The following is a 24,844-nucleotide window of genomic DNA, read 5'->3' on the forward strand; positions in this document are numbered from 1 at the left end:
CCGGATCAGTGTTCCGAAACCGAAAGGGGCAGCCGACGCGAAGTCGGACTGCCCCTTTCGATCGGATCGCCATCGCCCGAATCGGGCGGCAGCATCAATGCGTCGGGTAACCCCAGCCGCCCCAGATGTAGATGGCGACAAAGAGGAACAGCCACACCACGTCGACGAAGTGCCAGTACCACGCAGCAGCTTCGAAACCGAAGTGCTGACGCGGCGTGAAGTCGCCGTTGTACGCACGCTTCAGGCAGACGATCAGCATGATGGTGCCGACGATGACGTGGAAGCCGTGGAAGCCCGTCGCCATGTAGAACGCCGAACCATAGGTGTTCTGGCCGAAGGGGAACGGCGCGTGAACGTATTCATAGGCCTGGATGCAGGAGAACAGCACGCCAAGAAGGATGGTTGCCCAGAGGCCCTTCTTCAGGCCTTCGCGATCCCCATGGATCAGCGCGTGATGCGCCCAGGTTACCGTGGTGCCCGAGCAGAGCAGGATCAGCGTGTTCAGCAAGGGCAGGTCGAACGGGTCCATGACCGCCTCGATCGCCTTGGGCGGCCACTGTCCACCGACCGCTTCGGAAAGCGTCGAGGGGAACAGCGAAAAATCGAAGAAGGCCCAGAACCAGCCGACGAAGAACATCACTTCCGAAGCGATGAACAGGATCATGCCGTAGCGCTGATGAAGCTGCACGACCGGCGTGTGGTCGCCCGCGTGCGCTTCCTTGATGATCTTCGAGAACCACATGAACATCGAGGCGATCAGGATGGCAAGGCCCAGCCAGGGCACGAACTTGCCGCCCGCCATGTCATGCATGAACAGGACCATCCCCGACGTGAATGTCAGCGCGCCGATGGTGGTGGCCAGCGGCGCGATGTCCGGCGGAAGAATGTGGTAATCGTGATTCTTGGTACCGGCCATGGTGCCTTCTTCCCCGTTCTCGAAACTTCGGTGTTCGATTCTTCCGGTGGGGTAATGCTCCCCCCGTGATTTGTTTCCCGCCCCGGGACTTAACCGCCCGTTTGGCTGTGGTCCAGTGTCTTTGCATCGGAGACGCTGGTGACATGGAAGGTGTAGCTGAGCGTGATCTGCTCCACGTCCTTGTTGTCGGGATCGTTCAGGATTGCCGGATCGACGTAGTAGATCACCGGCATCTTCACCGCTTCGCCCGGCTGGAGCGTCTGCTCGGTGAAGCAGAAGCACTGGATCTTGTTGAAGTAGCGCGCCGCCTGCTCAGGCTCGACATTGAAGCTCGCCGTGCCGGTGATCACCTTGTCGGAATCGTTTTTGGCCCAGAAAAGCGCCATATCGCGCTCACCGATGGTCACGGTGTCGGTGCGCTGGAGTGGCTTGAACTGCCACGGCATGCCTCGTTCGACATTGGCGTCGAAGCGGATCGACATGGTCTTGTCCGTCACCTGCACGGCTGCCGCCTGCGTCTCGTCCACACGGCGCGTAGTCCCGTTGTAGCCGGTAACCTGGCAGAAGATGCGATAGAGCGGGACGGAAGCGTAACCGAGGCCCAGCATCAGCAACGCCATCGACAGGGCGATGAAAGCGACGCGCCGGTTGCTGCGGACAGGTGCGATCGCCGTCTCCATCAGCCCATCTTCGCGATCGAGATGAAGAACACCAGCACCACGAACGCCGCGAGGCTGAGCGCCAGCACCCGGTTCCGGCTCCGCCGAATCTGCTCCGGCGTGCGGATATCGGGCGTTCCGGGTTCTGGTTGCGGGATGTCGTTCATGCTTCGATCTTTCACAGGACGATGAAGCGATCCACCACCAGCGCCGCGAACAGCACGAAGAGGTAGAGCACGGAATAGGCGAAGAGCTGCTTTTCCGGCTTCATCGTATCCTCGAGTCCGCTGCGTTCCCGCAGCCCGACACGAACGGAGAACGCCAGGAACAGCGTGGAAAGCACGATCGCGGAAACCCCGTAGACGGCCCCGGCACCGCCGATCCACCATGGCAGCACCGAAAGCGGCAGCAGGAGGATGGCGTAGAGCAGGATCTGGCGGCGCGTGGCCTTCTCGCCCGCGACGACCGGCATCATCGGGATGCCGACCTTGGCGTAATCGCTTTTGACGAACAGCGCGAGCGCCCAGAAATGCGGCGGGGTCCAGAAGAATATGATGGCAAAGAGCAACACCGGCATCAGCGTGACATGTCCGGTCGCGGCAACCCAACCGATCAACGGAGGGAACGCGCCGGCGCCGCCACCGATCACGATGTTCTGCGGCGTGCGCGGCTTCAGCCAGATCGTGTAGATCACGGCATAATAGATGATCGAGATCGCAAGGATCGCAGCAGGAAGCCAGCCGACCGCGAAGCCCATCAGGAATACCGAGACGGCGCAGAGCACGCCCGCGAAATCGCGCGCCGTGGTGCGGTCGAGACGGCCCTGCGGCAGGGGGCGCTTCGAAGTGCGCTTCATCCCGGCGTCAAGATCCGCTTCCCACCATTGGTTGAGCGCGGCCGCCCCTCCCGCGCCCATGGCGATGCACAGGATCGCGGTGAACGCGAGAACAGGATTGATCCGCTCAGGCGCGGCAAGCAGGCCGCAAAGGCCGGTGAAAATGACCAGGCTCATCACCCGCGGCTTGGTCAGCGCGAAGAGATCGCGCCAGTCGGCCGGGAGCGGAGCGGCGGCAGTAGTGGGACTCGTAGTCATCATGGTGCTTGGCCCCATACACCCGCAAAGGCCCGAAAAGCGAGGGCCTGGGAACCGGTCGTCGTCCCGGCACTCGACGAGAGAGGCTCGATCAGTGGTGAGCCGCATCCTCGATCACGGGGAGCGTCTCGAACTGGTGGAACGGCGGCGGGCTGGTCAGCGTCCACTCAAGCGTGGTCGCACCTTCACCCCAATAGCTGTCCTCGGCCTTGCGACCGGCCAGGAAAGCATAGGCGATGTTGATGAACCAGACCACGAGGCTGGTCGCCATGACCATGTAGCCGATCGTCGCGACGTGGTTCCAGTGCTGGTACGCCTCAGCATAGTCCGGATAGCGGCGCGGCATGCCCTGCAGCCCGAGGAAGTGCATCGGGAAGAAGATCATGTTCACGCCGACGAAGAAGATCCAGAAATGGACGTGAGCGAGGAACTCGGAATGCATCCGGCCGCTCATCTTCGGGAACCAGTAGTAGAACCCGGCGAAGAGCGCAGTGACGGCACCCAGTGAGAGCACGTAGTGGAAATGCGCCACGACGTAGTAGGTGTCGTGCAGCACGTCGTCGACGCCGCCGTTCGCCAGCACCACGCCGGTCACGCCGCCGACGGTGAAGAGGAAGATGAAGCCGATCGCCCAGACCATCGGGCTCTTGAACTCGACCGAACCGCCCCACATCGTCGCGATCCACGAGAAGATCTTGATGCCCGTAGGCACCGCGATGACCATGGTGGCGGCGGTGAAGTACATCTTCGTGTTCACCGACATGCCGGTGGCGTACATGTGGTGTGCCCAGACGATGAAGCCGACGACACCGATCGCGACCATCGCATAGGCCATGCCGAGGTAGCCAAACACCGGCTTCTTCGAGAAGGTCGAGATGATCTGCGAGATGATGCCGAAGCCGGGCAGGATCATGATGTAGACTTCGGGGTGACCGAAGAACCAGAACAGGTGCTGGTAAAGCACCGGATCGCCGCCGCCCGAAGGATCGAAGAAGGTGGTGCCGAAGTTGCGGTCGGTCAGCAGCATGGTGATCGCAGCGGCCAGAACCGGCAGCGAGAGCAACAACAGGAACGCGGTAACCAGCATCGACCACACGAAGAGCGGCATCTTGTGCATGGTCATGCCGGGGGCACGCATGTTGAAGATCGTGGTGATGAAGTTGATCGCGCCCATGATCGAGCCGGCGCCCGAAAGGTGCAGCGCGAAGATGCCGAAGTCGACCGCGGGTCCGGGCGAGCCGGTGGTCGAGAGCGGGGCATAGACGGTCCAGCCCGTACCCGCGCCAAGCCCCGTGCCACCAGGCACGAAGGCCGAGCACAGCAGCGAGATGAAGCCCGCCACGGTCAGCCAGAACGAAATGTTGTTCATGCGCGGGAAGGCCATGTCCGGCGCGCCGATCATGAGCGGCACGAACCAGTTGCCGAAGCCGCCGATCATCGCCGGCATGACCATGAAGAACACCATGATGAGGCCATGGGCCGTTATCAGGACGTTCCAGACATGCAGCGTGGAGTTGAAGTCAGGGTTGGTCGCGCCGAACCAGCGGGCGAAGATATCCAGGTACTGGATGCCCGGTTCGGCCAGTTCGACGCGCATCATGCCCGAAAAGGCGCCGCCGATGATCCCCGCGATGATCGCGAAGATCAGGTACATCGTTCCGATGTCCTTGTGGTTGGTGGACATGAACCAGCGCGCGAAAAAGCTCGGCTTATGGTCGTGATCTGCGTGTCCGTGGTGATCCACGTGACCTTGGAAATGCTCTGGAGCGGTGGTTGCCATGGTTGGACCCTGTCCTTCGATTCGCTCTTATTCGGCTGCGGCTGTCGCGTCGGAGGCGGCTGCCTCCGTCGCTTCGGCCGTGGCGACTGCGGCAGGGGCCGCTGCGGTGGATGCTGCCGGCGCAACTGCGGCGGCAGGCTTGGCCTGACCATCGATCACGCCGCCGGCGTGGGACAGCACCCAGGCATCGTATTGTGCACGGGGAAGCGCTTCGACCGCGATCGGCATGTAGCCGTGCTTGGCGCCGCACAGTTCCGAGCACTGGCCGTAGTAGACCCCGGGCTTCTCGACCAGGAGCACCTTCTCGTTGATGCGGCCGGGAACGGCGTCGAGCTTGAACCACAGCGAGGGCACCGCAAACGAGTGAATCACGTCGGCTGCGGTGATCTGGAGCCGGATCGGTTCACCCACCGGCACGACCATGCGGTTGTCGACCTCAAGGTGCGAGGGACCGTCCCAGGGCTTGGAACCCACTTCGCGCACGCCGTTGTTGATGACCGGCTGACCGGGAAGGTTGAGCATGTTCGAGACGACTTCGAAGTCGCCATTGTCGGGGTAACCGTAAGTCCAGAACCATTGGTTGCCCGTGACCTTGATGGTCAGCGCGCCTTTCTGGGCCGGCTTGTACTGCTTGGCGATCAGGTCGATCGAGGGAACCGCGATGCCGATCAGGATCAGCACCGGAACCAGGGTCCATACCACTTCGAGGATCGTGTTGTGGCTGGTTTTCGACGCGACCGGGTTGGCGCGGCGATTGAAGCGCACCGCGATGATCACCAGCAGCAGCAGGACGAAGAGCGTGATCGCCGTGATGATCGGCATGAGCACGCCATCATGGATCCACTCGCCATATTCGCCGAGCTTGGAAAATTGTTGCTGGAGACCGATTCCGCCTTCGACCGGCATGCCGATACCCGGCGTCGGCTTCATCGGCGTATAGCCGGCCACCGCTGCGGGTGCCGCATCGGAAGCACCTGCCGCCGCAAGCGCCGGAACGGTGAAAAGCGCCAGAACTCCGGCTGAAACGATACCGAGAGCCTTTGCAGCCTCGCCCAAGGTACGAACGGTTTTGCCCAATATCATGGTTATAGCGCTTCCGTTTTCTTTATGAACGCGCAGTGAGTCGCCTCCCAAGCGCGCACCCCTATTGCGGAGGCTTTGTGCCCCCCTTCACCGGGGGCTATACGCGGCCTTGCCGCCCGTCTCAAGCGCCTCTAGGGGATTTTTGACGCGCGGGGCCTCGCCGCCGTGCCAGAACATTGCAAATTGCACCAAAGGATTACCCCCCGATGCAGGAAGAAGAAGTCCTCGCCGAGTTCCGCGCCAGCAAGGCTTTGCTTGAGGGGCATTTCCTGCTTTCCTCGGGCCGACACAGTGCGCACTACCTGCAATGCGCCCGTGTTCTGATGAACCCCGACCGCGCCGCGAGACTCGCCGTCGCGCTCGCCGCAAAACTCCCCCACGATATTCGCAAGTCCATCACCAAGGTCGTTTCCCCGGCGATGGGCGGGGTCATCATCGGCCAGGAAATGGGCCGCGCGCTTCAGGTCGACGCGATGTTCGTCGAGCGCCCCACCGGCACGTTCGAACTGCGCCGCGGCTTTGCCCTCGAACCGGGCGACAAGGTGCTGATGGTCGAGGACGTGGTCACGACCGGCCTGTCCAGCCGCGAGGCGATCAAGGCGATCGAGGAAGCCGGCGGCGAAGTGGTTGCGGCAGCCTCGCTGGTTGATCGCACGGCCGGCGCCGTCGATCTCGGGGTGCCGTTCTTCCCACTCGTCGCGCTCAACTTCCCGACTTACGCCGATGACGAAGTTCCGGCCGAACTGGCCGCCAAGCCCGCAACCAAGCCCGGCAGCCGGGCACAGGTCTGAGCCTCTAGGGGGAAGCGATGGTGAGCAGCGTTCTCAATCCGGGGCGGCTTCGCCTCGGCGTCAACATCGACCATGTGGCCACCATCCGCAACGCGCGCGGCGGCGAGCACCCCGATCCGGCGCGCGCCGCCCGGATCGTCGCCGAGGCCGGCGGCGACGGCATCACCGTGCATCTGCGCGAAGATCGCCGCCACATCCGCGACGAAGACCTCGAACGCGTGGCGACTGCAACCGGGTTGCCGATCAACCTGGAAATGGCGGCAACGACGAGATGCTCGAGATCGCCCTGCGCCATCGCCCTCATGCCGCGTGCATCGTGCCGGAACGGCGCGAGGAGCGCACCACCGAAGGCGGACTGGACGCCGCCGGCCTGCACAACAGGCTTGCCCCGATCGTCTCGCGCCTCTCGGACGCCGGCATTCGCGTGAGCCTGTTCATCGCCCCGGAAGCGCGCCAGATCGAAGCGGCCATGAAGCTTGGCGCGCCGGTGGTCGAGTTCCACACCGGCGAATATGCCCATGCCACCGGCGCCGACGTCGCCACCGAACTCAGGCGGATCGCCGACATGGCCGCGCTGGCGGCCAAGAACGGCATCGAGCCCCATGCCGGGCACGGCCTTACTTACGAGAATGTCCAGCCGATTGCCGCGATTCCGCAACTGGCGGAACTCAACATCGGCCACTACCTTATCGGCGAGGCGATATTCTGCGGGCTCGACGCCAGCGTGCGCAAGATGCGCGCCCTGATGGACGAGGTCAGGTAAAAAGGACCCGGCATTCCATGATCATCGGCCTCGGCTCGGACTTGTGCAACATCGAGCGAATCCAGAACTCGCTCGACAGGTTCGGTGAGCGTTTCGAGAACCGCGTCTTCACCGAGCTGGAGCGCACCAAGGCCAATCGCCGGCCTTTCACCAAGGCCGGCACCCTGGCGAAGCGGTTCGCGGCGAAGGAAGCGTTTTCCAAGGCGGTCGGGACCGGCTTCAAGGCCGGAGTGTTCATGAAGGACATCGGAGTGGCCAATGCCCCGTCCGGCGCGCCCACCCTGGCTCTCACCGGCGGGGCGAAGACGCGGCTTGATTCCCTGATTCCCGCCGGTCATGAAGCCGTGGTTCACCTCACGCTCACCGACGATCATCCATGGGCGCAGGCCTTCGTAATCATCGAAGCACGCCCGATTCCCCATTCCTGACGCCGAGTATCCCCGGGACATGATTCACCAGCCCACGCCGACTTCCAGCGAGGTCCCCATGAAGGCTCCTCCGGCGACGGAAAAGGTCAACTGGCTTCACGAATTTCGCGGACTGGCGCTGATGCTGGTGGGCGTGCTCGCGTTCCACTCGCTGATCGCCAAGCCGTTCTACATTCCGTCGATCTCGATGATGCCGGGGTTGCTGGTGGGGGACCGTCTGGTCGTTTCCAAATATCCCTATGGCTGGAACTGGTCATCGGCCAGCTTCCACATGCTCCCGCGCAGCACCCGGCGCATTCTGGGCCAGACACCGGAATACGGCGACATCGTCATCGTCGTGCCCGGCAATCGCAAGGCCGATCTCATCAAGCGCGTGGTTGCGCTCCCGGGTGATCGGATTGCGGTCATCAATGGGCGCATCCGGCTGAACGGCCGCTTCGTTCCGCGCGAGGTTGAGCCGCCGGTGCGCCTTGCCGCCGACGATTCGCTGCGCTGCGAAGGCGATGCCGAACCCGGCCACTGCTATGACGGCTTCGAACAGTTCCGTACCCGCCTGCCGAGCGGCAAGGAAGTTTACGAGATGCCGACCTATCGTGAAACATTGCCGAACGGCGCCAGTTATGACGTGATCGACTACATCGACCAGGAACTGGACGATTATCCGGAGATCAAGGTGCCAGAAGGCCACGTTTTCCTGATGGGTGATGACCGCGACCGTTCGGCAGACAGCCGTGCGCCGTTCGAAACCGACATGTTCGGCCAGCCCGGCGGTGGCCTGGGCGGGCCAGTGCCCCTCTCCGACATTGGCGGAAGAGCGGAATTCGTCACGTTCTCGCTCGACGGAACCCAGACCTGGAATCCGCTGACCTGGTGGGGCGCACTGCGGCCCGGCCGATCGTTCTCCAGCCTGCGTCCCCCGGTGGACGAGACCAAGGCCTGGAAATGATGGCAACGGGGGCGGAAGACGAAACGGGGACCGACATCGCCGAGCGCGCCGGCCCCACCGATATTTCCGATCCCCTGATCCGCACGGAGGCCCGCAGGGCGTTCGTCTGGATCGGCATGGCCGCCCTGCTGGCGCTGGCTGTCTTTCTTTCCCAATCGCTGCTCGTGATCTTCGGCGGCATCGTGTTCGGTGCCCTGATCGACGGCGGCGCCCGCCTGCTGGGCAAGATACTCAAGATTCCGCGCGGATGGCGCGTGGGCCTCGTGCTGCTCTTCGCCATGCTGTTCCTGCTCTGGGTCGCACGCTTCGCCGGCAGCCAGATCGCACTTCAGGCAGCCGAACTTCCGGCCACCATCGAAAGCCAGTTCCGCCACGGGCTCAACTGGCTTCATGCGCACGGGATTCAACCGCGCGTCACCGAGCTTCGCGGCATGGCGCAGGAAGCAGTCGGCGGGATCGGGCAGGTGACACGCGTGGTCGGCGGCCTGATCGGCGTGTTCACGACACTGTTCCTGATCCTTGTCCTTGGCATCTACTTCGCCATGGAGCCGCGCCTCTATCGCCGCGGCGTGGGCTGGATGCTCCCGATCGACCGGCGCGACCATTTCGAGGCGACGGTCAAGGTCATGGGCCAGGCCCTGCGCCGGCTGCTGTTCGGGCGCCTGATCGGCATGACCGTGGAGGGCCTGTTCACCTGGGCGATGCTGCAATTCTACGGCGTGCCGATGGCGGCACTGCTTGGCCTCATCACCGGCCTCCTGGCCTTCCTGCCCAATATCGGCGCCCCGATCTCGGGCATGATCATGGTGCTCGTCGGCTTTTCGGGCGGCTACGAGATGGGGCTCTACACGATCTTCGTCTATCTGCTGATACACCTGATCGACGGCTATCTCATCGTACCGATGATCGCCCGCAAGACCGTGGACCTGCCTCCCGCCCTGGTGCTCGCGGCACAGCTCATCATGGGGGTGCTGTTCGGGCTGCTGGGGCTTGCGCTGGCCGATCCGCTGGTGGCGATGATAAAGATCTGGCTCGAACGCGAAGCTGCCCGCAACGGTGAGGATGGAGAGCATACCCTTGATCGTGGCGCTCCGGATACCGGCGCTTGACCGTCACGCACCGGCGGGCAAGACCCTGAACCATGGCTCGCAAGTTCCTCTACGCAATCGCCGTTATCGTCGCACTGCTGATCGGTTCGCTGGTGGCCCTGCGCCTGTGGTCGGATCGGCTCACGGAAATGGCGTTCGTGCCGAACGTGACCTTCGCGTCGCAGCAGAAGCTCGGGCCTGAAGCCTGGCGAGATCCGCACATGTGGATTTCCCGGCCGGGGATCGAAAACGATCCGGCCCACTGGCTTCCACCCGGCGTGATCCCACCCGCCAAGCCCCTGCCGGTCGCGGTGTTCTTCGTCCATCCCACCAGCCTGATCGATCGCAGCGCATGGAACGCCAGCTTCACGGACAAGGTTTCGCAGGACCGCGCCGCCCTGTTCGTGAAAGGCATGGCGAGCCCGTTCAACGCCGCGGGCGAATTATGGGCACCCCGCTACCGCCAGGCCGCCATCGGCGCGTTCCTCACCGGGGAGAAGCCGGCGAACGAGGCCATCGATCTCGCCTATTCGGATGTCCTGGCCGCATTCGACACTTTCGTGAAGGCCGTGCCCGGCAACCGCCCGATCGTGCTGGCCGGACACAGCCAGGGCGCCTTCCTCCTGCGCCGTCTCATGCGCGACCGGGTGGCGGGAACGCCGCTCGCGCGCCGTATCATCGCCGCCTACGTGATAGGGTGGCCGGTCTCGCTGGCCCATGACCTGCCGAAGATGGGCCTTCCCGCCTGCCGGAACGCCGATGACGTCAATTGCGTGGTGAGCTGGCTTTCGGTGGCCGATCCCGCCGATACGCAGATGCTGCTGAAAGCCTATGCCCGCCGGACCGGGCTCGATGGGCAGAGCGTGGCCGCCAGCCCGTTTCTCTGCACCAATCCGATCACCGGCACCGACGGGGGAAGCGCCGATGCAGCGGCCAACCTCGGCACTCTGGTACCCGATTTCGCCACGGCGACCGGAACCTTGGCGAAGGCGACGATCCCCGCCGCTTGCGGTACCGACAATTTTCTCCACATCGGCCCGCCTCCCGCACTCGAGATGGGCCCTTACGTTCTTCCCGGAAACAACTACCATCTCTATGACGTGACCCTGTTCTGGGCGAACCTTCGCGCGGACTTCGAAGGACGGGTTGCGAAATGGCAGAAGGCACAGTGATCACCGCGAGCGCGCTGGATTATCGCGATGCCCTGCCCGAAACCGGCGGCGCGCTGCTGGGGCTCGATCTCGGCACCCAAACGATCGGCACCGCTTTCTGCGATGCAGGCTGGCGCTTCGCTTCGCCCGGCAAGACGCTCAAACGGGGCAAGTTCGGCGCGGACAAGGAACTGCTGATGGAACTGGTCCGTGAACGTTCCATCAAGGGCATCGTCATCGGCCTCCCCCTCAACATGGACGGGTCCGAAGGCCCGCGGTCCCAGTCCAGCCGCGCCTATGCGCGCAACCTCTCCGCACTGGGCCTGCCTATCCTGCTCTGGGACGAACGCTGGTCCACTTCCGGCGCGGAACGCGGGCTGATCGAACAGGACATGAGCCGGGCCAAGCGCGCCACCCGCATCGATTCCGCGGCTGCCGCCGTCATCCTGCAAGGCGCGATCGACGCGATGGCGGGTGGGCTCTTCTAGGTCGTAAACTGACGCGCCGCTTGCTCCCTTCTCCGTTTTCGTGCTTCGGCAGCCACCCACCGGCTGCCGCACTGCTCCGCATCCCTCCAGACCGCATCGCGCAAAGCGGCATCCGCGGTCCCGCTCGCCAAGGCATCCCACGCGACCAGCCGCATGCGGTCGCTCGGGTGCGATTTTCCGAAGCGGCTCGCGATGTCCAGCGCCTCTTCCCCGCCCAGTGCCACGGCGATGCGCAGGAAACTCTCGCTCGGGCCATGTCCCAGCACGCGGGTAACGGTGCCACGCTCGATATCGAACTCGCAGTGATCCATCCACGCCTGCCCAGGCTGTGTATGCACGAGGTTCAGCGCCACCGAGAGGGATGCCGGAGGGTGCTGCACATGAACGTCGCGCTGCGCCCGGTAATGGACGATGCGGCCCTGCTCCAGCACGAGAGGTCCTTGCGGACGTAGTTGCACCGACTGCGACATGCCACGATACGGCTTCGCGATCGTACTCATACTCATCCGAGAGATACCCCGGGCCGAAATATCCCAGCGCCAGCAGGTCGTAGTTATGATCGTGCGCCTGTCCGTAGCCGAAAGCCTCCGGCCCGCTGGCACGGAACTGGGAATCACCGGGCGCCGGCCAGATTCTCGCGTTAAGGAAGAAATTGCCTTGTCCCGGCGTGACCAGCATGATCGATTCCGGCCCCACGCCTGCAAGCGCATCGGCGCCATCGGGAACCGGCGAAAGGCCGGCTAGCATGTCCACGAGCAGGTCGCCCAGGAACGTCCGATCGTTACCGAGCCGCTGCAACCAGTTGGCGGCGTGGGAAAGACTGACCTCCTCGCGCGGATCGAAACCCCAGCCCGAGATCGCGTCGACAAACTCCGCGAGCGAAGCCACCGTCGGGTCGCGCATCGCCATTACCCGCGCCATTGGGCCACCTTTTCCAGTTCCGGCCACTGGACGAGCAACGACCGACGCAGCTCTTTGGCCGGCGACGCGAGCACAGCGTCGTCGCTTGCCGCCACATTGCCCAGCAGCACCATGCCCGCCCGCGTGTCGAGCGCAAGGATGGCCCGCAGCGCCTGCCAGCGCAGCTCCGCAGCCCCATCTCCAAGCGCAATTTTCGACATCAGCGGCACCGCATCACGCCGGCCCAGCGCCGCAAGCACGGCCATCGCCATGTCGAGCCGGGTCTGTTCCAGACGTGCGGCCGCCCTGCGTATCAGCGCGCCATCGGCCAGGCCGTATTCACGCACGGCATCGGTTTCAGGAACGAACCTCTGTAGGCGCAGCACGACGAGACTGCGCGCACGGAACGGACCTGATGCGCTTGCCGCGATCCGTCCCGGTAAAGCCGCGTTCCCGCGCGCAGCGGGACAGTTTCCCGGTGGAATTCCGCCTGTTTATCCGAGACGGGAATGCGTTCGATCCGCTCCGCCTGCCCCTCCCCCGCAAGAACCAGAGCCCAAGTCTCCAGCCCCGCGAATTCGACGGTCTCTGGCGCCGGCTGGAGTTGCAGCGCTCTTTCATCGTAAAGGGAAAGCGCCAGGGTGGCGTTCCCGGTATGAGCGAGCAGGACGGTATCAACCACCTCCCGGCGGCTGTGACGGAGCGGTAATTGCCCCAGGGGATATCGCCGCAGCACCGAAAGTACCCGGCCAACGAGATCATCCACGAAAGTCCGTGCCGAAACGCCGTCAGCGGTGAACAGTGCACTCAGCGGCTGACAGTCCTCGAACCTTTCCCCGCGCCCGAAGCGGTCCATCGCCGCCAGGGTCGGTGCGGCGCCGGGCACGGCCCGCCAATCGGCCACTGCCTGGGCGAGTTCGCGTTGCCCCTCGGTCCATTGCGCGTCTGGGGAAAGCGCCTGAAATGCGTCCTGCTGCATTCTATGCGACCAGTATCACGTACCCGGATGCAGTTCGTAAAGGCAGGGGACAAGAAGCGCACGATTGTCATCTAGGCATTGCAGGCGGTCACGATCCGCAAGGGTACCGTGAAGTGCAACTGGACTATCGAGATCGGGAAGCAGGGCAAGATCGATCTGCGGCAACTCAAAAATCATTGAATCCGTTCGCTGCAAAACATCCCCCTTCGGCACTGATGAACCGCCGTAAATAACAAGGTTGCCGCACACCCGCCTTCCGGCTTAATTAATTTCCTGCAATTGTAAATATACAATTAACCGACGTAATTGACCATCAATATTGTCGCACTTTGGATGTCTTATGGGAATCAACCTGAGGAGGCCGCGCGCAGCACGATCGTCAGGCCCTCGGCGGATGCAACCGCCCCGTCATCGGCCGGGATCGGAAAACGGCCCGCATCGGCGCGGGCGCGTTCCAGCACGGCTGACGGAACAGCCGGTTCATGCATGACCCGGTCTGCCGATCCCAGAAGCCGGGCCTCTCGCAAGGTCAAGTCTTCGGGGTCCGCGCTTCGCAGCCGGATTTCCACCATGCCGGTCGAGACAGGGGTCGCATTCGCCAGCCAGCCTTCGATACGCGCTGCGCTCTGCTCCACCAGCGGATCGAGCGGGCCGCCCTCACCCAGCGCGGCATCAAGGGCGCGCCGCCGCTCACCGGCATCGGGAAAACGCGTCCGCAACGCTGCACGGGCAGAGAACAGCCCTTGCGCGAGCGCGCCCAGCGTCTGCGGCAAGAGCATCTCCAGCCGCAGGCGGAGTTGCTTCGCCAGCCCTGCCGAAGCCCCGCCCGTACCGATCGCCAGCAGAACCGGCGTCCGATCGAGAATCGACGGCACAGTGAAATCGCATAGTGCGGGCCGATCCGGCACATTGACCAGGAGCCCGGCTTCCCGCGCGCGCGCCGCGTCGGCCAGTGCCAGCGCCTCGTCCTCATGCGCGACAAAGGCTATTCGCGCGCCTTCGAGGATCCCCTGCCCAAGGCTTGCGACAGAGCGCGCGCCAGCCCGTTCCACCAGGCGGCGCTTGGCTTCCGCCGCTTCGCCCGCTCCCAGCACCACCACCGGTTGGCCGGTGAGGCGGTGGAACAGCGGTAAACTTTCAATCATGAAAAACGGCCTCGATAGGAACGACGGACTGCGCCGTTCCTATCCGTTCAGGCCATGATTGTCGAAGCCCGCGGGACTGTTCCGGGTCAGGCCAGCCACTCCGGCACGGTTTCCGCCGCGAGGATCGTTTCCGGCTCGATCCGGGCGGCAACGATCGCCCACTTGTCTCCGTCAACCATCACTTCGGGCACCAGCGCACGGCTGTTGTAGGTGTTCGCCATGGTCGCACCATAGGCGCCTGCCGTGCGGAAGATCGCCAGATCGCCCGATACGACCTCATCGATCTCGCGGCCCATGGCAAAAGTATCGGAGCTTTCGCAGATGGGTCCGACGATGTTGGCGGTCATGGTCCTGCCGTTGGGCTTCACTGCCGCGAAGTCGTGCCAGGCATCGTACATGGCGGGGCGCGCAAGATCGTTCATCGCCGCATCGACCACGACAAAGGGATTCACCGCGCCTTCCTTGACCCGGACGACTTCGGTAACGAGCACGCCGGAATTCCCGGTGATCACACGGCCCGGCTCGAACATCAGGGTGACGCCCCAGTCCTTCGCCACCGATGCGACCATCGCGCCGTAGTCCTGCGGTGTCGGCAGCGAATCGGTGGCCTTGTAAGGCACGCCCAGCCCGCCGCCGAGATCCATGTGCGTCACCGAATGACCTTCGGCACGGATCGCCTCCATCAGCTCGCCCATCTTGATGAAGGCGAGGCGCGAGGGTTCGAGATCGGAAATCTGGCTGCCGATATGAACCGCAAGGCCCTTCATATCCAGCCCGGCCAGCCCCGAGAGACGAGCATAGATCCCGGCCGCACGGTCATAGGCAACGCCGAACTTGTTGTCCGCCTTGCCGGTGGAAATCTTGGCGTGCGTGCGCGCATCCACATCCGGATTGACCCGCAGGGCGCAAGGCGCGCGCAGGCCGAGTGCGGCGGCGATCTCCGCCAGTTCCACACCTTCTTCCTCGCTTTCGAGATTGAACTGGCCGATCCCTGCCTTCACAGCGGCGGTCAGCTCGCGGCGGGTCTTGCCCACGCCCGAGAACACGATGTCCCCGGCAGGAATTCCCGCAGCGAGGGCACGGTTCATTTCACCCTCGGATACGACGTCGGCACCGTAACCTTCCCTGGCAAGCAGGCGAAGCACCGCAAGATTCGGGTTGGACTTCACGGCGAAGGCGATGTGCACCTTTGGCAGTTCCGCCAGCGCTTCGCGGAACACGCGTGCATGGCGGCTGAGCGTGCTGCGGGAATAGACGTAAACTGGCGTGCCGACTTCGGCGGCAATCGCAGCCAGCGGCACGTCTTCGGCGAAAAGCTCGCCGTTCGTGAGTTCGAAATGGTCCATGGTCGTCTCGGCTAAGGCATTTTCGAGCCAGGCGAACGGCCCGGCCCACGAAAACGCGGCAAACAGGAAAGAGGCTTATTCCGGGGGCGGGAGGTCGAAAGGATCGTCCTCACGCGATTCCGAGCGGGTGCGCAATTCGACGCTGCGCTCGGGTATCGCCAGCGTGGGCGTATTGAGCAGCTCCGCGCTGCCCGGTTTCTGCTCGCGACCATAGGGCGCGGGCGGAAGCTGCTGCCCCGGTTTCAGCGCGAGCGCGGACCGCTGGCCGCAGGCCGAAAGGGCGAGAAACAGGATCAGGGCAGCCGTCTTGCGCATTCAGATCACTCCAGACCGAGCGCGAGCCGGGCTTCGGCCACGCGCAGGCGTACCTGCTCGGGCGCGGTGCCACCGTGCGACTTGCGCGCGGCGACCGAAGCCTCGACCGAGAGCGCCTTGAATACGCGCTCGTCGATGCGGCTGTCGATGGCCTTGAGGTCTTCCAGCGGCAATTGGTCCAGCGCGACACTGCGCTGCTCGGCCAGCTTTACCGCCGAACCGGTGATGTGGTGCGCCTCGCGGAAGGGAATGTTGCCTTCGCGCACCAGCCAGTCGGCCAGATCGGTGGCAGTGGCGAAGCCCAGTTCGGCGGCGCCGCGCATGCGATCGGTGCGGAAGCGGGTTTCCGCAACCATGCCGGTCATCGCCGCGATCGACAGCGCCAGCAGGCTGGCCGCCTCGAAGACCGGCGGCTTGTCGTCCTGCATGTCCTTCGAATAGGCCAGCGGCAGACCCTTCATGGTGATCATCAGGCTGGTGAGGCAGCCAACGATCCGGCCCGAATGGCCCCGCACCAGTTCGGCAGCGTCCGGGTTCTTCTTCTGCGGCATGATCGAGCTGCCCGTGGACAGCGAATCGGGCAGTGCCACGAAACCGAAGGGCTGGCTGGCCCAGATGATGAATTCTTCGGCCAGACGCGAAAGGTGCAGCGAGCACTGGCTGGCCGCCATCAGGTAATCGAGCGCGAAATCGCGGTCCGACACCGAATCGAGACTGTTGTCGGTCGGCGCGTCGAAGCCGAGCGCCTGCGCGGTCATCGTGCGGTCGATCGGGAACCCGGTTCCGGCAAGCGCCGCGGCACCGAGCGGGCTGCGGTTCATGCGCTTGCGAGCGTCGGCAAACCGCGAACGGTCGCGGCCGATCATCTCGTAATAGGCCATGAGGTGATGGCCCAGCGTCACCGGCTGCGCGGTCTGGAGATGGGTGAAGCCGGGCATGATCGAATCGGCATGCTCACCGGCACGGGCGACGAGCGCCTTCTGGAGCGCTGCGAGACCCGCATCGGCCTGATCGACGGCATCGCGCACCCAGAGCCGGAAATCGGTCGCCACCTGGTCGTTACGCGAACGGGCGGTGTGGAGGCGTCCTGCAACCGGGCCGATCAGTTCGGCAAGGCGACCCTCGGTGGTCATGTGAATGTCTTCAAGGTCCCAGTTTTCGGGAACTCCGGAGACTTCGTACTCGGCCGCAACTTGATCGAGGCCATCGCGAATCGTGATCGCGTCCTCGGCCGAAACCACGCCGCAAGCCCCCAGCATCGCGACGTGCGCCTTGCTGGCCGCGATGTCCTGCCGCCACAATGCCTTGTCGAAGGGGATCGAGGCATTTATCTCGCGCATGATTGCAGACGGTCCACCTTCGAACCGTCCCCCCCACATCTGGTTGGAGCCTGCCGCCTTGCTGTCTTCCAAATCGCTCAAGTCGCTCGTCCTGTGTTCCATCGCGGGGGCAGGCGCCCTCCTGGCCGCGGGCTGCGATAGGCAAAGCGGGAAGGACGCGCAACAGGAGGCTTCGGCGCAAGCTTCCGAAAGCGCCGCGCCGGCGGCCGCAAAGCCTGCTGGCAAGCTGGACCGTTCGCACAAGGGCGATCCGATGCCGGACGTGACCCTGGTGGACAATACCGGGGAGAGCCTCGACCTCATGTCGCTGAAGGGCAAGCCGCTGCTGGTAAACCTCTGGGCGACCTGGTGCGCCCCCTGCATCGCGGAAATGCCGACTCTTGAAGCCCTTGCCAAAGACCCCAACGGGCCGGTGCAGATCCTGCCGATCTCCGAGGATACCGGAGACACCTACAAGGTCGTGGAGATCCTTCGTCGCCGCAAGCTGGACAATATCCAGCCCTGGGTGGACGAAAACGGCGACCTCGGCTTCCAGTACGGCGGCAACCTGCCCGTAACGGTCCTGTTCGACAGCCAGGGCCGCGAGGTCTGGCGCTACACGGGCGGCAACGACTGGAGCTCGCCGGAAGCAGCCAAGTTGCTGGCGGAAGCCAAATAGGCGGATCGGGGGCCCGCGGGGCCGGGAGAACCATGGTCATGCTCGTGCGGGCGCCGCGTCTTGGCAGGACCGGCACAAGGCGCCGCTGATCCGCTTCAGGCGGTCTTGACGAGTTCCGCCAGCCGCGAACCAGCCGGCGGATAGCCCGCCGGTGTCGCTCCAGTAAACCAGATCAGCCGCCCCTGCGCCGCTTCCGGCACAACGGCGAAACGCGTCTCGGTATCTCCGGTCAACGGGAGCCCCTTGCCGCGCAAGTATTGCGCGGCGGCTGTGGCATCACGAACCTTGAAGACGAGGTGCCGGATTCCCTTCACCTCGCGCGCATGGACGGAAACGGCGTCGCTCTGCTTGCGTCCTGCCAGAACTTCGAGGACGGTATCGCCTATTGCAAAGGCGGCACAGCCCCCCTCGGGCAGTGCTCTTTCGCCAAGTTCCGGCAACCCGAGTTTCCCGTGGAACATTTCGCGCGCATCGTTCAGCGATGGCACGGAAAGGCCGATGGCCTGCAATCCCTCGATCCCCAGCGGATGCCCGTCCCGCCACTTCGCCGCGCTCCACGACGGATCGCGGCGAGGATCGCCGGGCATGTCCTGCTTCACGATCTCCAGCCGCAAGCCCATGACCTGTCCGCGCGGGATCAGGAAATAGAAGGCTTCCATACCCGGATCGTAATGCCGCTTGAAGCCGCGCGCCGCGAACCAGGCGTCTGCCGCCGCCAGGTCGTTCGTCTTGAGGGCGATGCCGATCCAGCGGTTCTCCCCTGCCGAGCGCCGTAGCATGTCGCCGAGCGGATGCCCCGGTTCCGCGCCTCGACCGGCCGGGGCGATCGGGATCAACATGGTGTCGCCCACCATCAGCAAGCTCTCTTCGCGATCGAGACCGAGCTTTTCGGTTTCCGGCGTTATCAATATCTCGTGCGCGGTCTCCGCGCCGAACACCTCGCGAAAGAACGCGTCGCAAGCGGGACGCAGGCCATTGTCGGCAAGCGCCCAGCTTACGTGAACCAGCGGCATTCCCTCCATCGGCTGGGGCCGATCAGTAGGTTTCGGGGCTGCCCGAGCCCATGAACCTGGCAAGGTTCATGTGCAGGCTCGCCACTGAGCGTTCCATGTAGGGGTTGGGCTGCGCGCCCCGGAAACCGACGTTTTTCATGCCTTGCTGGACGGCAGCCATGTTGGCGAAGTCCTGCTGGAGAACAGGCGGCCAGTCATTGGGGGCGGTGTATTCCCATTCCGTTTCGGGAGCTTCACCCTCGGGCCAGAGTTCGTAGACGGCAGCCTCGAAGATGCACTTGTCCGGATCGGCGCCATAGGGCCGTGCCTGATAGCAGAGCATGTTGTTGACCGCGTGGCCGATCTGGAAGTTCGGGAAGATCTGCCAGGCCGTGCCCGCCTGGGCGGTGTGCTGCGGATCGACCTGCGCCCACACCACGCCGCGTTCAGCGTCTTCCTTGCGCGCGGTGCCGATCCAGTAGGCCGACACTTCCGCCGCCGGGGTGCCTTCGGGCAGTTCGTCCTTGAGGCGGTTGGCAACGCCGACCAGTGTCATCGTCGTGTTGGTATTGGCATTCGCCCAGGTGAAATTCTGCATTTCCGCCGTGGTGAGCCGCGGGTCCTCGCCCGCGCCGAGGCGCAGTTTTCCGGAGTCTTCCTCCTGCCCCTTGGGCGCTTCGTAGCCGATGTTGGAGTGCAGTCCCTGGTTGCGGGCCCAGCCGCGGAACTGGCCGAATTCCATGAATTCGGGGTGCGTGGTGGAAACATGGTAGGTTTCGCAGAAGGCCTCCATCGCGACCTTCCAGTTGCACTCGAACACCACCCATTTGCGCCAGCGGGGACGCATGTTTTCAAGGCCATAGGGGTCGAGCATGCCCGCTGCCGGGTGGAGATATTCGGCCAGCGGCATGCAATCGGGGTCGAGATTGATCCAGACCCAACCGCCCCAGAGACCGACCTGAACGACACCTAGATCGGCCTGACCGCCACAGAGCCGCCCCTGCCAGTCTTCCTGATGTTCTAGATAGGTGTTGGCCCCGTCCAGCCCGAAGGTCCAGCCATGATAGCCGCAGATGAAGTTGCGGCGCGTGCCCCTGGCATTGCGCATTCCCGGCGGGGTATCGACCAGCTTGCGGCCGCGGTGCGGGCAGACATTGTGGAAAGCGCGTATCTCGGTTTCCGAGGCCCGGACCACGATCACCGAATCGTCGAGGATGTCGAAAGTGATGAAATCGCCGACTTCGGGAATGTCTTCCAGGCGCCCCGCCTGAAGCCAGACCTTGCGCCACAGCCTGTCGCGTTCGGCCTTGGCGTATTCCGGTGAAACGTAGGCCTCGGCCGGAACGCGGACCGGGACGGTCAGGTCCTCGGCAGCCTGCACGATCGTGCCAATTTCACCCATGCGTTCTCATCCCGTTATCTTCGCGCCGATTTGCGCCCGTTATCCCATTATTCGCACAGCGGAGCAAATCGCCGTGGCGCTACCGCGTTCACGCCGGCGCGAAAGCGAGGCTGCGGCGCGGCAGCGTGCCGATCGCCAGACTGCTTGCCGCCATCATGCCGATCGCCAGCCAGAGGAAGCTCTCGTAGCTTCCCGTCCGGTCGTGGATCACCGCCGCCGCGAGCGGACCGATGGCCGTGCCGATCGACAGCGCCGCCAGCACCCCGCCATAGAGGCCGCCGAAGTTCCGAAGCCCGAAATGCCGGGTGATGAGGTAGACGACGACGTCGATCTCGGCCCCCAGGGTCAGGCCGATCAGCGCCGAGGCCAGCGTCAGCGCCGCCAGCGAAGTGCCGGAACCCAGCAACAGGCCGCAGCCCGCCACCGGCAGCAGGAACACCGCCGCGCCGACCAGCGAAGCCGGGAAACGATCGAGCAGGACGCCCGTGCCCAGCCGCCCCGCCAGCGAGAACCAGCCGACGAACGAGGCGATGGCCGCCGCCGTCATCGGGTCTGCCCCCCGGTCTCCCAGGATCGAGACGAAGTGGACGACCAGGGCAATGATCGTGAACGTGAACAGCAGGCTTGCCGCGAACAGGCGGTGGTAGACGCTGGAGCGCAGCCCTTCGCCCAGCGAAGCGCCGGGCAAATCGCGCCGGACCGGCGCCTTGGCGGCCCTGCTGCGATCGTGCGCGCCGCGGAAGAACATGAGGATCGCCGGGAAGGCGAGGAGGAACCACAGCCCGCCGTGAACCGCAAAGGCCAGCCGCCAGCCGAAAGTCCTGATCGCCCATGTCCCCAGGATCGGGAACAGGCCCGCCGCGATGGAGGCGCCGCAAAGCGTCACCGCCAGGGCCAGCCCGCGCGAAAGTTCGAAGCGCGAAGCCACCGCGCTGGTCCAGACCGAAGCCTGCACCGGCAGCGAGACCATTGCGATCAGGCCCCACAGCAGGTACCACTGCGAAAGGCTTGCCCCCACCGTGCCGAGCAGCGCGAAGGCCAGCGTCAGCAGCACCGCGCCGATCACCCCGAACCTGCGCGGACCGAACCGGTCGACCGCAAGGCCGATGAACACGCCGCCCACGGCCTGCACCAGGGTTGCGATGGTGAGCCCGAAGGTCACTTCGGTGCGGCTCCAGCCCATCGCTTCGGCCACCGGGCCGATGTACGGTCCGATGCCGTAGATATGGATCACGCTGGTGGCATAGCCGAGGCCGGCCGCCACCGGCACCAGCCCGTATTTTCCCCACTCCTGCCGAGCCGATGCCGCCTCAGTCACCGTAGGAAAGCTCCACCCGCGTGGGCTCGCCGTTCGGGCCCATCGGCGAATCGTATTCGATGCAGGTACAGACCGGATTGGCGTGGCCGGCGAAGAGTTTCTCCTCGTCCGCCATTGTCATCGGCCGGCGCGCGGGATCGCTGATGATCGCCTGCGAGCGTTCGAAGTCCTCGCGGCTGTTCCACCAGATTTCCATCACGCAGTCATAGCCGGGATCGTGGATCTCGCCGGTGATCGGGTTCTTCTCCGGCACCAGATAGCGCCGGACGTAGCGCACCGCGCCGGGGATCGCCGGCGCCGCGCCCATCTTCTTCGAGAGCTGCGAATGCTGGTTTTCATAGTAGTCCATGAACGCGTCCATGGTCATGTCGGCGCGCTTGCGGAAAAAGCAGAGCTGCTTGAGCATGATTACGCCTTCCTCAGCGCCAGGACGCTGCCTTCGAGATCGGCGCAGATCCACACCGTGCCGTCCGGCCCCACATCGAGCCCGGTCATGTTGCCCATCGGCCCGCACATGTCGCCGACCCCGCCGAGCGGCCGGGGATCGGTGCCTTCGGGCGTGCCTACCGGCAGGTCCGAGGCGATCACCTGCCGCGCGCCGCCGGACAGATCGCACTGCACGACCTCCCGCCGCTTCACGTCGAGCACGGTGACGATGCCGTCGCGCACGGCCAGTCCTTCGGGCCGGACGAGATCGTCGAGCACCGTTTCGGTGCGCCCGCCGACCAGCCTGACCACCCGGCCCGCTCCGCTTTCGGCCACATAGACGGTACCGTCCCCGGCAACGGCGACGCCCTTGGGCCGGTCCAGCCCGGAGGCCAGTTCCTCGACCCGCCCGCCATCGGCCGAATGGACCTTGCCGGTGCCGTATTCCGCGAAGACCACCGCGCCCGAAGGGGCCAGCGCCACACCCATCAACTGGTCGAAACCGCTCGCCAGAACCTCGCTCGCCGGGCCGCGGGGTGGAACCTGGCCACATCGCCATTGGCGGTGGTGACGATCATCGTTCCTGCCCCCGCCGCAACGACCCCGCGCGAGTAGCCGGGGAAATTCGGGCTGAACAACATGCCTTCCAGCTTGGCCATCTCGCCCGCGCGCAGCGAGAAGACGAAGCCGCCGTCGGCGATCCACAGCACGCCGTCCTCGCCCATCGCCACGTCGAGCGGCCATTGCAGGCCCTTCTCGACCAGCGGCTTCACCAGCCCGCCCGCGCTTCGGGGCGTGGTGATCTCATGGATCGAGCCCAGGATGTGCGAGACGAACAGGCGGTCCCCCACGAAAGTGCAATTGTCCAGCCCCGCGCCGATATCGGCCAGCACCGTCTTCTCGCCGGTGCGCGGATCGATCCGCAGCACCTGGCCGCTGGCGACCTGGGTGGAGACGATCATGCCCTGCGCGTCGAATTTCAGCGAATCCGGCACGCCAAGGTCGCCGCAGACCACTTCCGGCTCGCCGCGCCCGTCAAGATCGACCCGCCAGATCGCGTTGGCGCCCATCACCGGCATGTAGAGCTTGCCGTCGGGGCCGACCTCGAAGGCATTGGGCATCGGCACGTTATCGGCAATCACCCGCGCGCCGCCGCCCTCGCGGTCCAGTTCGACGACTTGCGCGCCGATGTGGCAGCCCGCCGCGATCAGGCGGCCTTGCGAAAAGGTGATCGGGTTGGCCACCGGCAGGTCCGCGATCACGGCGCTGCTGCCGTCGGGGCGCAGCACCGAAACGCGGCCTTCGGTGATCTCGGTGGCGTAGAGATTGCCCGCATCGTCGAACACGAGATCGTCCGGGGCGGTGATCGCGCCGCCCATCTCGCTCACCACTTCCACCGCGCCGCTGTCGGGATCGATCGCCGAAACGCGGCTGCCCGCGACTTGCGCCACATAGATGCGCCCATCGGCGCCCGTGCGCAGGCCGTTGGCGCCGTTGAGGCGCGAAGGCGGGGTCAGCCGGTGCAGCGTCCAGCCTTCGGCCGGGCGGGCGGAGACGACGCCGTGATTGCGTCCTGCGGGTTCGAGCATCGTCAAGAATGTCCTCTCGTCCGGCCCTGCTGCGGCCGTTCTTTTGCGTGCCGAGCCTATCCAGCGTGTCCGGGGCAGGCAACGCGGTGACCGGGACGAAGCGCCTGGGAACGCGCACTATCGCCCCGCGACGTTGCGCGGCTTTGTTCGATTGCCCCGCCCCGCCCTGTACGCATATTCGATCGACAGACGGAAAAGAGACCACCCCGATCAGGGACGGTCGGCCGGGAGAGTTCCATGGAAGAGATGCGCTTTGACGGCCGCGTGGCGGTGATTACCGGAGCCGGCCGCGGCCTTGGCCGGGCCTATGCGCTGCTGTTGGCGGCGCGCGGGGCCAAAGTGGTGGTCAACGATCTGGGCGGTGCGATCCGGGGCGACCTCGATGCACCGGGCGCCGACGAGAGTGTGGCGCAGAGCGTGGTGGACGAGATCGTGGCGGCGGGCGGCGAGGCCATCGCCAATACCGATTCCGTCTCCACCCCCGAAGGCGGCAAGGCCATCGTCCAGGCCGCGCTGGACCAATGGGGCCGGATCGACGTGCTGGTCCACAATGCCGGAAACGTGCGCTACGGCTCGATCCGCGAGCTTTCCGCCGCAGACCTTCACGCCGTGCTCGACGTTCACCTGCTCGGCGCCTTCCACGTCGTGCAGGCCGCGTTCGGGCCGATGTGCGATGCCGGTTACGGGCGCATCGTTCTGACCAGTTCGGTCGGCGGGCTCTACGGCAACCTCAACTGCGTGAACTACGGCATGTCGAAGTCGGCGATGCTGGGCCTCTCCAACATCGCCGCGCTCGAGGGCGAGGCGCACAACGTGAAGTGCAACGTGATCGTGCCCGGCGCGGTGACGCGCATGGCCGAGGGGCTCGACATTTCGCAGTATCCGCCGATGGACCCCGAACTCGTGACGCCGGTGGTCGGCTGGCTCTCGCACGAGCAATGCCCGGTCACCGGAGAGACCTTCGCCTCGATGGCGGGCCGCGTGGCGCGCATGTTCGTGGCGGAGACGCGCGGCGTCTATCGCCCGGAGTGGACGATCGAGGACGTGGCCGCCGCTGCCGATGCCTTCCGCGACAAGGCCGAAGTGCTCGATTTCGGGCTTCACGGGCATGTCGATCACATCGGCTACTCGTTCCGGATGGCGACGGCGGGCGCCGATGCGTGACCGGGCTTAATGAACAACATTGTTGACAACTAACTGCCGGCTGCGCCAGATTCGGCAGCAACGGGCGACCGGAGCAGAGTCGCC

28 protein-coding genes and 1 pseudogene are annotated in these 24,844 nt (G+C 64.9%); 9 read left to right on the plus strand and 20 right to left on the minus strand.

Annotated features, from left to right (window positions below; translation table 11 throughout):
- Positions 1-94: 94 nt before the first annotated feature.
- The 6 genes from ADT71_RS11940 to coxB form a co-directional block, all read right to left on the minus strand.
- Complete coding sequence (locus ADT71_RS11940) at positions 95-916, minus strand: cytochrome c oxidase subunit 3 (RefSeq protein WP_054437098.1); 822 nt, start codon at positions 914-916, stop codon at positions 95-97.
- An 89-nt stretch (positions 917-1,005) separates the two neighbouring features.
- Positions 1,006-1,596: a cytochrome c oxidase assembly protein gene (locus ADT71_RS11945; RefSeq protein ID WP_054437101.1), complete on the minus strand. Its 591-nt coding sequence runs from the start codon at positions 1,594-1,596 to the stop codon at positions 1,006-1,008.
- Positions 1,596-1,742 carry a hypothetical protein gene (locus ADT71_RS32085; protein WP_165913272.1) on the minus strand — a complete coding sequence of 49 codons (147 nt, stop codon included), beginning with the start codon at positions 1,740-1,742 and terminating at the stop codon, positions 1,596-1,598. Before ADT71_RS32085 ends, ADT71_RS11945 begins: the two co-directional genes overlap by 1 nt.
- An 11-nt stretch (positions 1,743-1,753) precedes the next feature.
- Entirely contained in the window at positions 1,754-2,671 is a 918-nt protein-coding gene (locus ADT71_RS11950; protein WP_054437104.1) for a heme o synthase, read from the minus strand.
- 88 nt (positions 2,672-2,759) lie between these two features.
- Positions 2,760-4,448: a cytochrome c oxidase subunit I gene (gene ctaD, locus ADT71_RS11955; RefSeq protein WP_054437107.1), complete on the minus strand. Its 1,689-nt coding sequence runs from the start codon at positions 4,446-4,448 to the stop codon at positions 2,760-2,762.
- A 27-nt stretch (positions 4,449-4,475) separates the two neighbouring features.
- A complete protein-coding gene (gene coxB, locus ADT71_RS11960) occupies positions 4,476-5,531 on the minus strand; it encodes a cytochrome c oxidase subunit II (RefSeq protein ID WP_054437109.1) in 1,056 nt (351 codons plus the stop codon).
- Positions 5,532-5,737: 206 nt separating this feature from the next.
- Between coxB and pyrE the strand changes: the two genes are divergently transcribed.
- From pyrE to ruvX, 7 genes and pseudogenes are all read left to right on the plus strand, one after another.
- Positions 5,738-6,322 (plus strand): orotate phosphoribosyltransferase, encoded by a 585-nt coding sequence (gene pyrE / locus ADT71_RS11965; protein ID WP_054437112.1) that lies wholly within the window; start codon positions 5,738-5,740, stop codon positions 6,320-6,322.
- Between the two features lie 17 nt (positions 6,323-6,339).
- Positions 6,340-7,085, plus strand: a pseudogene (locus tag ADT71_RS11970) (pyridoxine 5'-phosphate synthase).
- Between the two features lie 17 nt (positions 7,086-7,102).
- Positions 7,103-7,513: a holo-ACP synthase gene (acpS, locus tag ADT71_RS11975; protein ID WP_054437114.1), complete on the plus strand. Its 411-nt coding sequence runs from the start codon at positions 7,103-7,105 to the stop codon at positions 7,511-7,513.
- Positions 7,514-7,571: 58 nt separating this feature from the next.
- On the plus strand, positions 7,572-8,459 hold the full coding sequence (gene lepB / locus ADT71_RS11980; RefSeq protein WP_231635832.1) for a signal peptidase I: 888 nt from the start codon (positions 7,572-7,574) through the stop codon (positions 8,457-8,459).
- Positions 8,456-9,568: an AI-2E family transporter gene (locus ADT71_RS11985; RefSeq protein ID WP_054437121.1), complete on the plus strand. Its 1,113-nt coding sequence runs from the start codon at positions 8,456-8,458 to the stop codon at positions 9,566-9,568. The genes lepB and ADT71_RS11985 overlap by 4 nt, the downstream gene beginning before the upstream one ends.
- 32 nt (positions 9,569-9,600) lie before the next feature.
- A complete protein-coding gene (locus ADT71_RS11990) occupies positions 9,601-10,719 on the plus strand; it encodes a DUF3089 domain-containing protein (protein ID WP_054437124.1) in 1,119 nt (372 codons plus the stop codon).
- Positions 10,701-11,186 carry a Holliday junction resolvase RuvX gene (ruvX, locus tag ADT71_RS11995; protein WP_054437127.1) on the plus strand — a complete coding sequence of 162 codons (486 nt, stop codon included), beginning with the start codon at positions 10,701-10,703 and terminating at the stop codon, positions 11,184-11,186. Before ADT71_RS11990 ends, ruvX begins: the two co-directional genes overlap by 19 nt.
- On the opposite strand, the gene ADT71_RS33570 is transcribed toward ruvX, so the two are convergent.
- From ADT71_RS33570 to argH, 8 genes are all read right to left on the minus strand, one after another.
- Complete coding sequence (locus ADT71_RS33570; RefSeq protein ID WP_231635833.1) at positions 11,183-11,692, minus strand: hypothetical protein; 510 nt, start codon at positions 11,690-11,692, stop codon at positions 11,183-11,185. The two genes, ruvX and ADT71_RS33570, sit on opposite strands and share 4 nt — an antisense overlap.
- A 402-nt stretch (positions 11,693-12,094) precedes the next feature.
- Positions 12,095-12,433, minus strand: coding sequence for a hypothetical protein (locus tag ADT71_RS12005; RefSeq protein ID WP_054437130.1), 339 nt, complete (start codon positions 12,431-12,433; stop codon positions 12,095-12,097).
- Positions 12,400-13,065, minus strand: a complete 666-nt coding sequence (locus tag ADT71_RS12010) for a hypothetical protein (protein ID WP_054437133.1) — start codon at positions 13,063-13,065, stop codon at positions 12,400-12,402. The genes ADT71_RS12005 and ADT71_RS12010 overlap by 34 nt, the downstream gene beginning before the upstream one ends.
- Positions 13,066-13,080: 15 nt before the next feature.
- Positions 13,081-13,314 carry a hypothetical protein gene (locus tag ADT71_RS31330; RefSeq protein ID WP_132469437.1) on the minus strand — a complete coding sequence of 78 codons (234 nt, stop codon included), beginning with the start codon at positions 13,312-13,314 and terminating at the stop codon, positions 13,081-13,083.
- Between the two features lie 98 nt (positions 13,315-13,412).
- The gene (locus ADT71_RS12015; protein ID WP_054437136.1) at positions 13,413-14,210 is read right to left on the minus strand and encodes a bifunctional precorrin-2 dehydrogenase/sirohydrochlorin ferrochelatase; all 798 of its coding nucleotides are present in this window, start codon (positions 14,208-14,210) and stop codon (positions 13,413-13,415) included.
- A gap of 86 nt (positions 14,211-14,296) precedes the next feature.
- Positions 14,297-15,556 carry a diaminopimelate decarboxylase gene (gene lysA, locus ADT71_RS12020; protein WP_054437140.1) on the minus strand — a complete coding sequence of 420 codons (1,260 nt, stop codon included), beginning with the start codon at positions 15,554-15,556 and terminating at the stop codon, positions 14,297-14,299.
- A gap of 75 nt (positions 15,557-15,631) precedes the next feature.
- Positions 15,632-15,871, minus strand: coding sequence for a hypothetical protein (locus ADT71_RS12025; RefSeq protein ID WP_054437144.1), 240 nt, complete (start codon positions 15,869-15,871; stop codon positions 15,632-15,634).
- Between the two features lie 5 nt (positions 15,872-15,876).
- Positions 15,877-17,250, minus strand: coding sequence for an argininosuccinate lyase (gene argH, locus ADT71_RS12030; RefSeq protein WP_054437147.1), 1,374 nt, complete (start codon positions 17,248-17,250; stop codon positions 15,877-15,879).
- Between the two features lie 19 nt (positions 17,251-17,269).
- Here argH and ADT71_RS12035 point away from each other — a divergent pair, with 19 nt between their 5' ends.
- Positions 17,270-17,869 carry a TlpA disulfide reductase family protein gene (locus ADT71_RS12035; RefSeq protein WP_054437150.1) on the plus strand — a complete coding sequence of 200 codons (600 nt, stop codon included), beginning with the start codon at positions 17,270-17,272 and terminating at the stop codon, positions 17,867-17,869.
- Between the two features lie 95 nt (positions 17,870-17,964).
- On the opposite strand, the gene ADT71_RS12040 is transcribed toward ADT71_RS12035, so the two are convergent.
- The 6 genes from ADT71_RS12040 to ADT71_RS12060 all read right to left on the minus strand — a co-directional run bounded on the left by ADT71_RS12040 (position 17,965) and on the right by ADT71_RS12060 (position 23,596).
- The gene (locus ADT71_RS12040; protein WP_054437190.1) at positions 17,965-18,882 is read right to left on the minus strand and encodes a glyoxalase; all 918 of its coding nucleotides are present in this window, start codon (positions 18,880-18,882) and stop codon (positions 17,965-17,967) included.
- A 22-nt stretch (positions 18,883-18,904) separates the two neighbouring features.
- Positions 18,905-20,263, minus strand: a complete 1,359-nt coding sequence (locus ADT71_RS12045) for an SRPBCC family protein (RefSeq protein ID WP_054437154.1) — start codon at positions 20,261-20,263, stop codon at positions 18,905-18,907.
- 88 nt (positions 20,264-20,351) lie between these two features.
- On the minus strand, positions 20,352-21,581 hold the full coding sequence (locus ADT71_RS12050; protein ID WP_054437156.1) for an MFS transporter: 1,230 nt from the start codon (positions 21,579-21,581) through the stop codon (positions 20,352-20,354).
- Positions 21,574-21,987: an EthD domain-containing protein gene (locus ADT71_RS12055; RefSeq protein WP_054437160.1), complete on the minus strand. Its 414-nt coding sequence runs from the start codon at positions 21,985-21,987 to the stop codon at positions 21,574-21,576. Before ADT71_RS12055 ends, ADT71_RS12050 begins: the two co-directional genes overlap by 8 nt.
- 2 nt (positions 21,988-21,989) lie before the next feature.
- A complete protein-coding gene (locus ADT71_RS33575) occupies positions 21,990-22,496 on the minus strand; it encodes a hypothetical protein (protein WP_231635834.1) in 507 nt (168 codons plus the stop codon).
- On the minus strand, positions 22,496-23,596 hold the full coding sequence (locus tag ADT71_RS12060; protein WP_231635839.1) for an SMP-30/gluconolactonase/LRE family protein: 1,101 nt from the start codon (positions 23,594-23,596) through the stop codon (positions 22,496-22,498). The genes ADT71_RS33575 and ADT71_RS12060 overlap by 1 nt, the downstream gene beginning before the upstream one ends.
- Before the next feature lie 237 nt (positions 23,597-23,833).
- Here ADT71_RS12060 and ADT71_RS12065 point away from each other — a divergent pair, with 237 nt between their 5' ends.
- A complete protein-coding gene (locus ADT71_RS12065) occupies positions 23,834-24,760 on the plus strand; it encodes an SDR family NAD(P)-dependent oxidoreductase (RefSeq protein ID WP_054437163.1) in 927 nt (308 codons plus the stop codon).
- Positions 24,761-24,844 lie beyond the last annotated feature (84 nt).

Origin of the sequence: Novosphingobium sp. ST904, from assembly GCF_001298105.1 — a bacterium.
In the GTDB taxonomy this organism is placed as follows: domain Bacteria; phylum Pseudomonadota; class Alphaproteobacteria; order Sphingomonadales; family Sphingomonadaceae; genus Novosphingobium.

Coding starts and splice junctions, on each gene's coding strand:
- ADT71_RS11940 (WP_054437098.1), bottom strand. CDS start 916: ATGGCCGGTACCAAGAATCACGATTACCACATTCTTCCGCCGGACATC.
- ADT71_RS11945 (WP_054437101.1), bottom strand. CDS start 1,596: ATGGAGACGGCGATCGCACCTGTCCGCAGCAACCGGCGCGTCGCTTTC.
- ADT71_RS32085 (WP_165913272.1), bottom strand. CDS start 1,742: ATGAACGACATCCCGCAACCAGAACCCGGAACGCCCGATATCCGCACG.
- ADT71_RS11950 (WP_054437104.1), bottom strand. CDS start 2,671: ATGATGACTACGAGTCCCACTACTGCCGCCGCTCCGCTCCCGGCCGAC.
- ctaD (WP_054437107.1), bottom strand. CDS start 4,448: ATGGCAACCACCGCTCCAGAGCATTTCCAAGGTCACGTGGATCACCAC.
- coxB (WP_054437109.1), bottom strand. CDS start 5,531: ATGATATTGGGCAAAACCGTTCGTACCTTGGGCGAGGCTGCAAAGGCT.
- pyrE (WP_054437112.1), top strand. CDS start 5,738: ATGCAGGAAGAAGAAGTCCTCGCCGAGTTCCGCGCCAGCAAGGCTTTG.
- acpS (WP_054437114.1), top strand. CDS start 7,103: ATGATCATCGGCCTCGGCTCGGACTTGTGCAACATCGAGCGAATCCAG.
- lepB (WP_231635832.1), top strand. CDS start 7,572: ATGAAGGCTCCTCCGGCGACGGAAAAGGTCAACTGGCTTCACGAATTT.
- ADT71_RS11985 (WP_054437121.1), top strand. CDS start 8,456: ATGATGGCAACGGGGGCGGAAGACGAAACGGGGACCGACATCGCCGAG.
- ADT71_RS11990 (WP_054437124.1), top strand. CDS start 9,601: ATGGCTCGCAAGTTCCTCTACGCAATCGCCGTTATCGTCGCACTGCTG.
- ruvX (WP_054437127.1), top strand. CDS start 10,701: ATGGCAGAAGGCACAGTGATCACCGCGAGCGCGCTGGATTATCGCGAT.
- ADT71_RS33570 (WP_231635833.1), bottom strand. CDS start 11,692: ATGAGTATGAGTACGATCGCGAAGCCGTATCGTGGCATGTCGCAGTCG.
- ADT71_RS12010 (WP_054437133.1), bottom strand. CDS start 13,065: ATGCAGCAGGACGCATTTCAGGCGCTTTCCCCAGACGCGCAATGGACC.
- ADT71_RS12015 (WP_054437136.1), bottom strand. CDS start 14,210: ATGATTGAAAGTTTACCGCTGTTCCACCGCCTCACCGGCCAACCGGTG.
- lysA (WP_054437140.1), bottom strand. CDS start 15,556: ATGGACCATTTCGAACTCACGAACGGCGAGCTTTTCGCCGAAGACGTG.
- ADT71_RS12025 (WP_054437144.1), bottom strand. CDS start 15,871: ATGCGCAAGACGGCTGCCCTGATCCTGTTTCTCGCCCTTTCGGCCTGC.
- argH (WP_054437147.1), bottom strand. CDS start 17,250: ATGTGGGGGGGACGGTTCGAAGGTGGACCGTCTGCAATCATGCGCGAG.
- ADT71_RS12040 (WP_054437190.1), bottom strand. CDS start 18,882: ATGCCGCTGGTTCACGTAAGCTGGGCGCTTGCCGACAATGGCCTGCGT.
- ADT71_RS12045 (WP_054437154.1), bottom strand. CDS start 20,263: ATGGGTGAAATTGGCACGATCGTGCAGGCTGCCGAGGACCTGACCGTC.
- ADT71_RS12055 (WP_054437160.1), bottom strand. CDS start 21,987: ATGCTCAAGCAGCTCTGCTTTTTCCGCAAGCGCGCCGACATGACCATG.
- ADT71_RS33575 (WP_231635834.1), bottom strand. CDS start 22,496: ATGGGTGTGGCGCTGGCCCCTTCGGGCGCGGTGGTCTTCGCGGAATAC.
- ADT71_RS12060 (WP_231635839.1), bottom strand. CDS start 23,596: ATGCTCGAACCCGCAGGACGCAATCACGGCGTCGTCTCCGCCCGCCCG.
- ADT71_RS12065 (WP_054437163.1), top strand. CDS start 23,834: ATGGAAGAGATGCGCTTTGACGGCCGCGTGGCGGTGATTACCGGAGCC.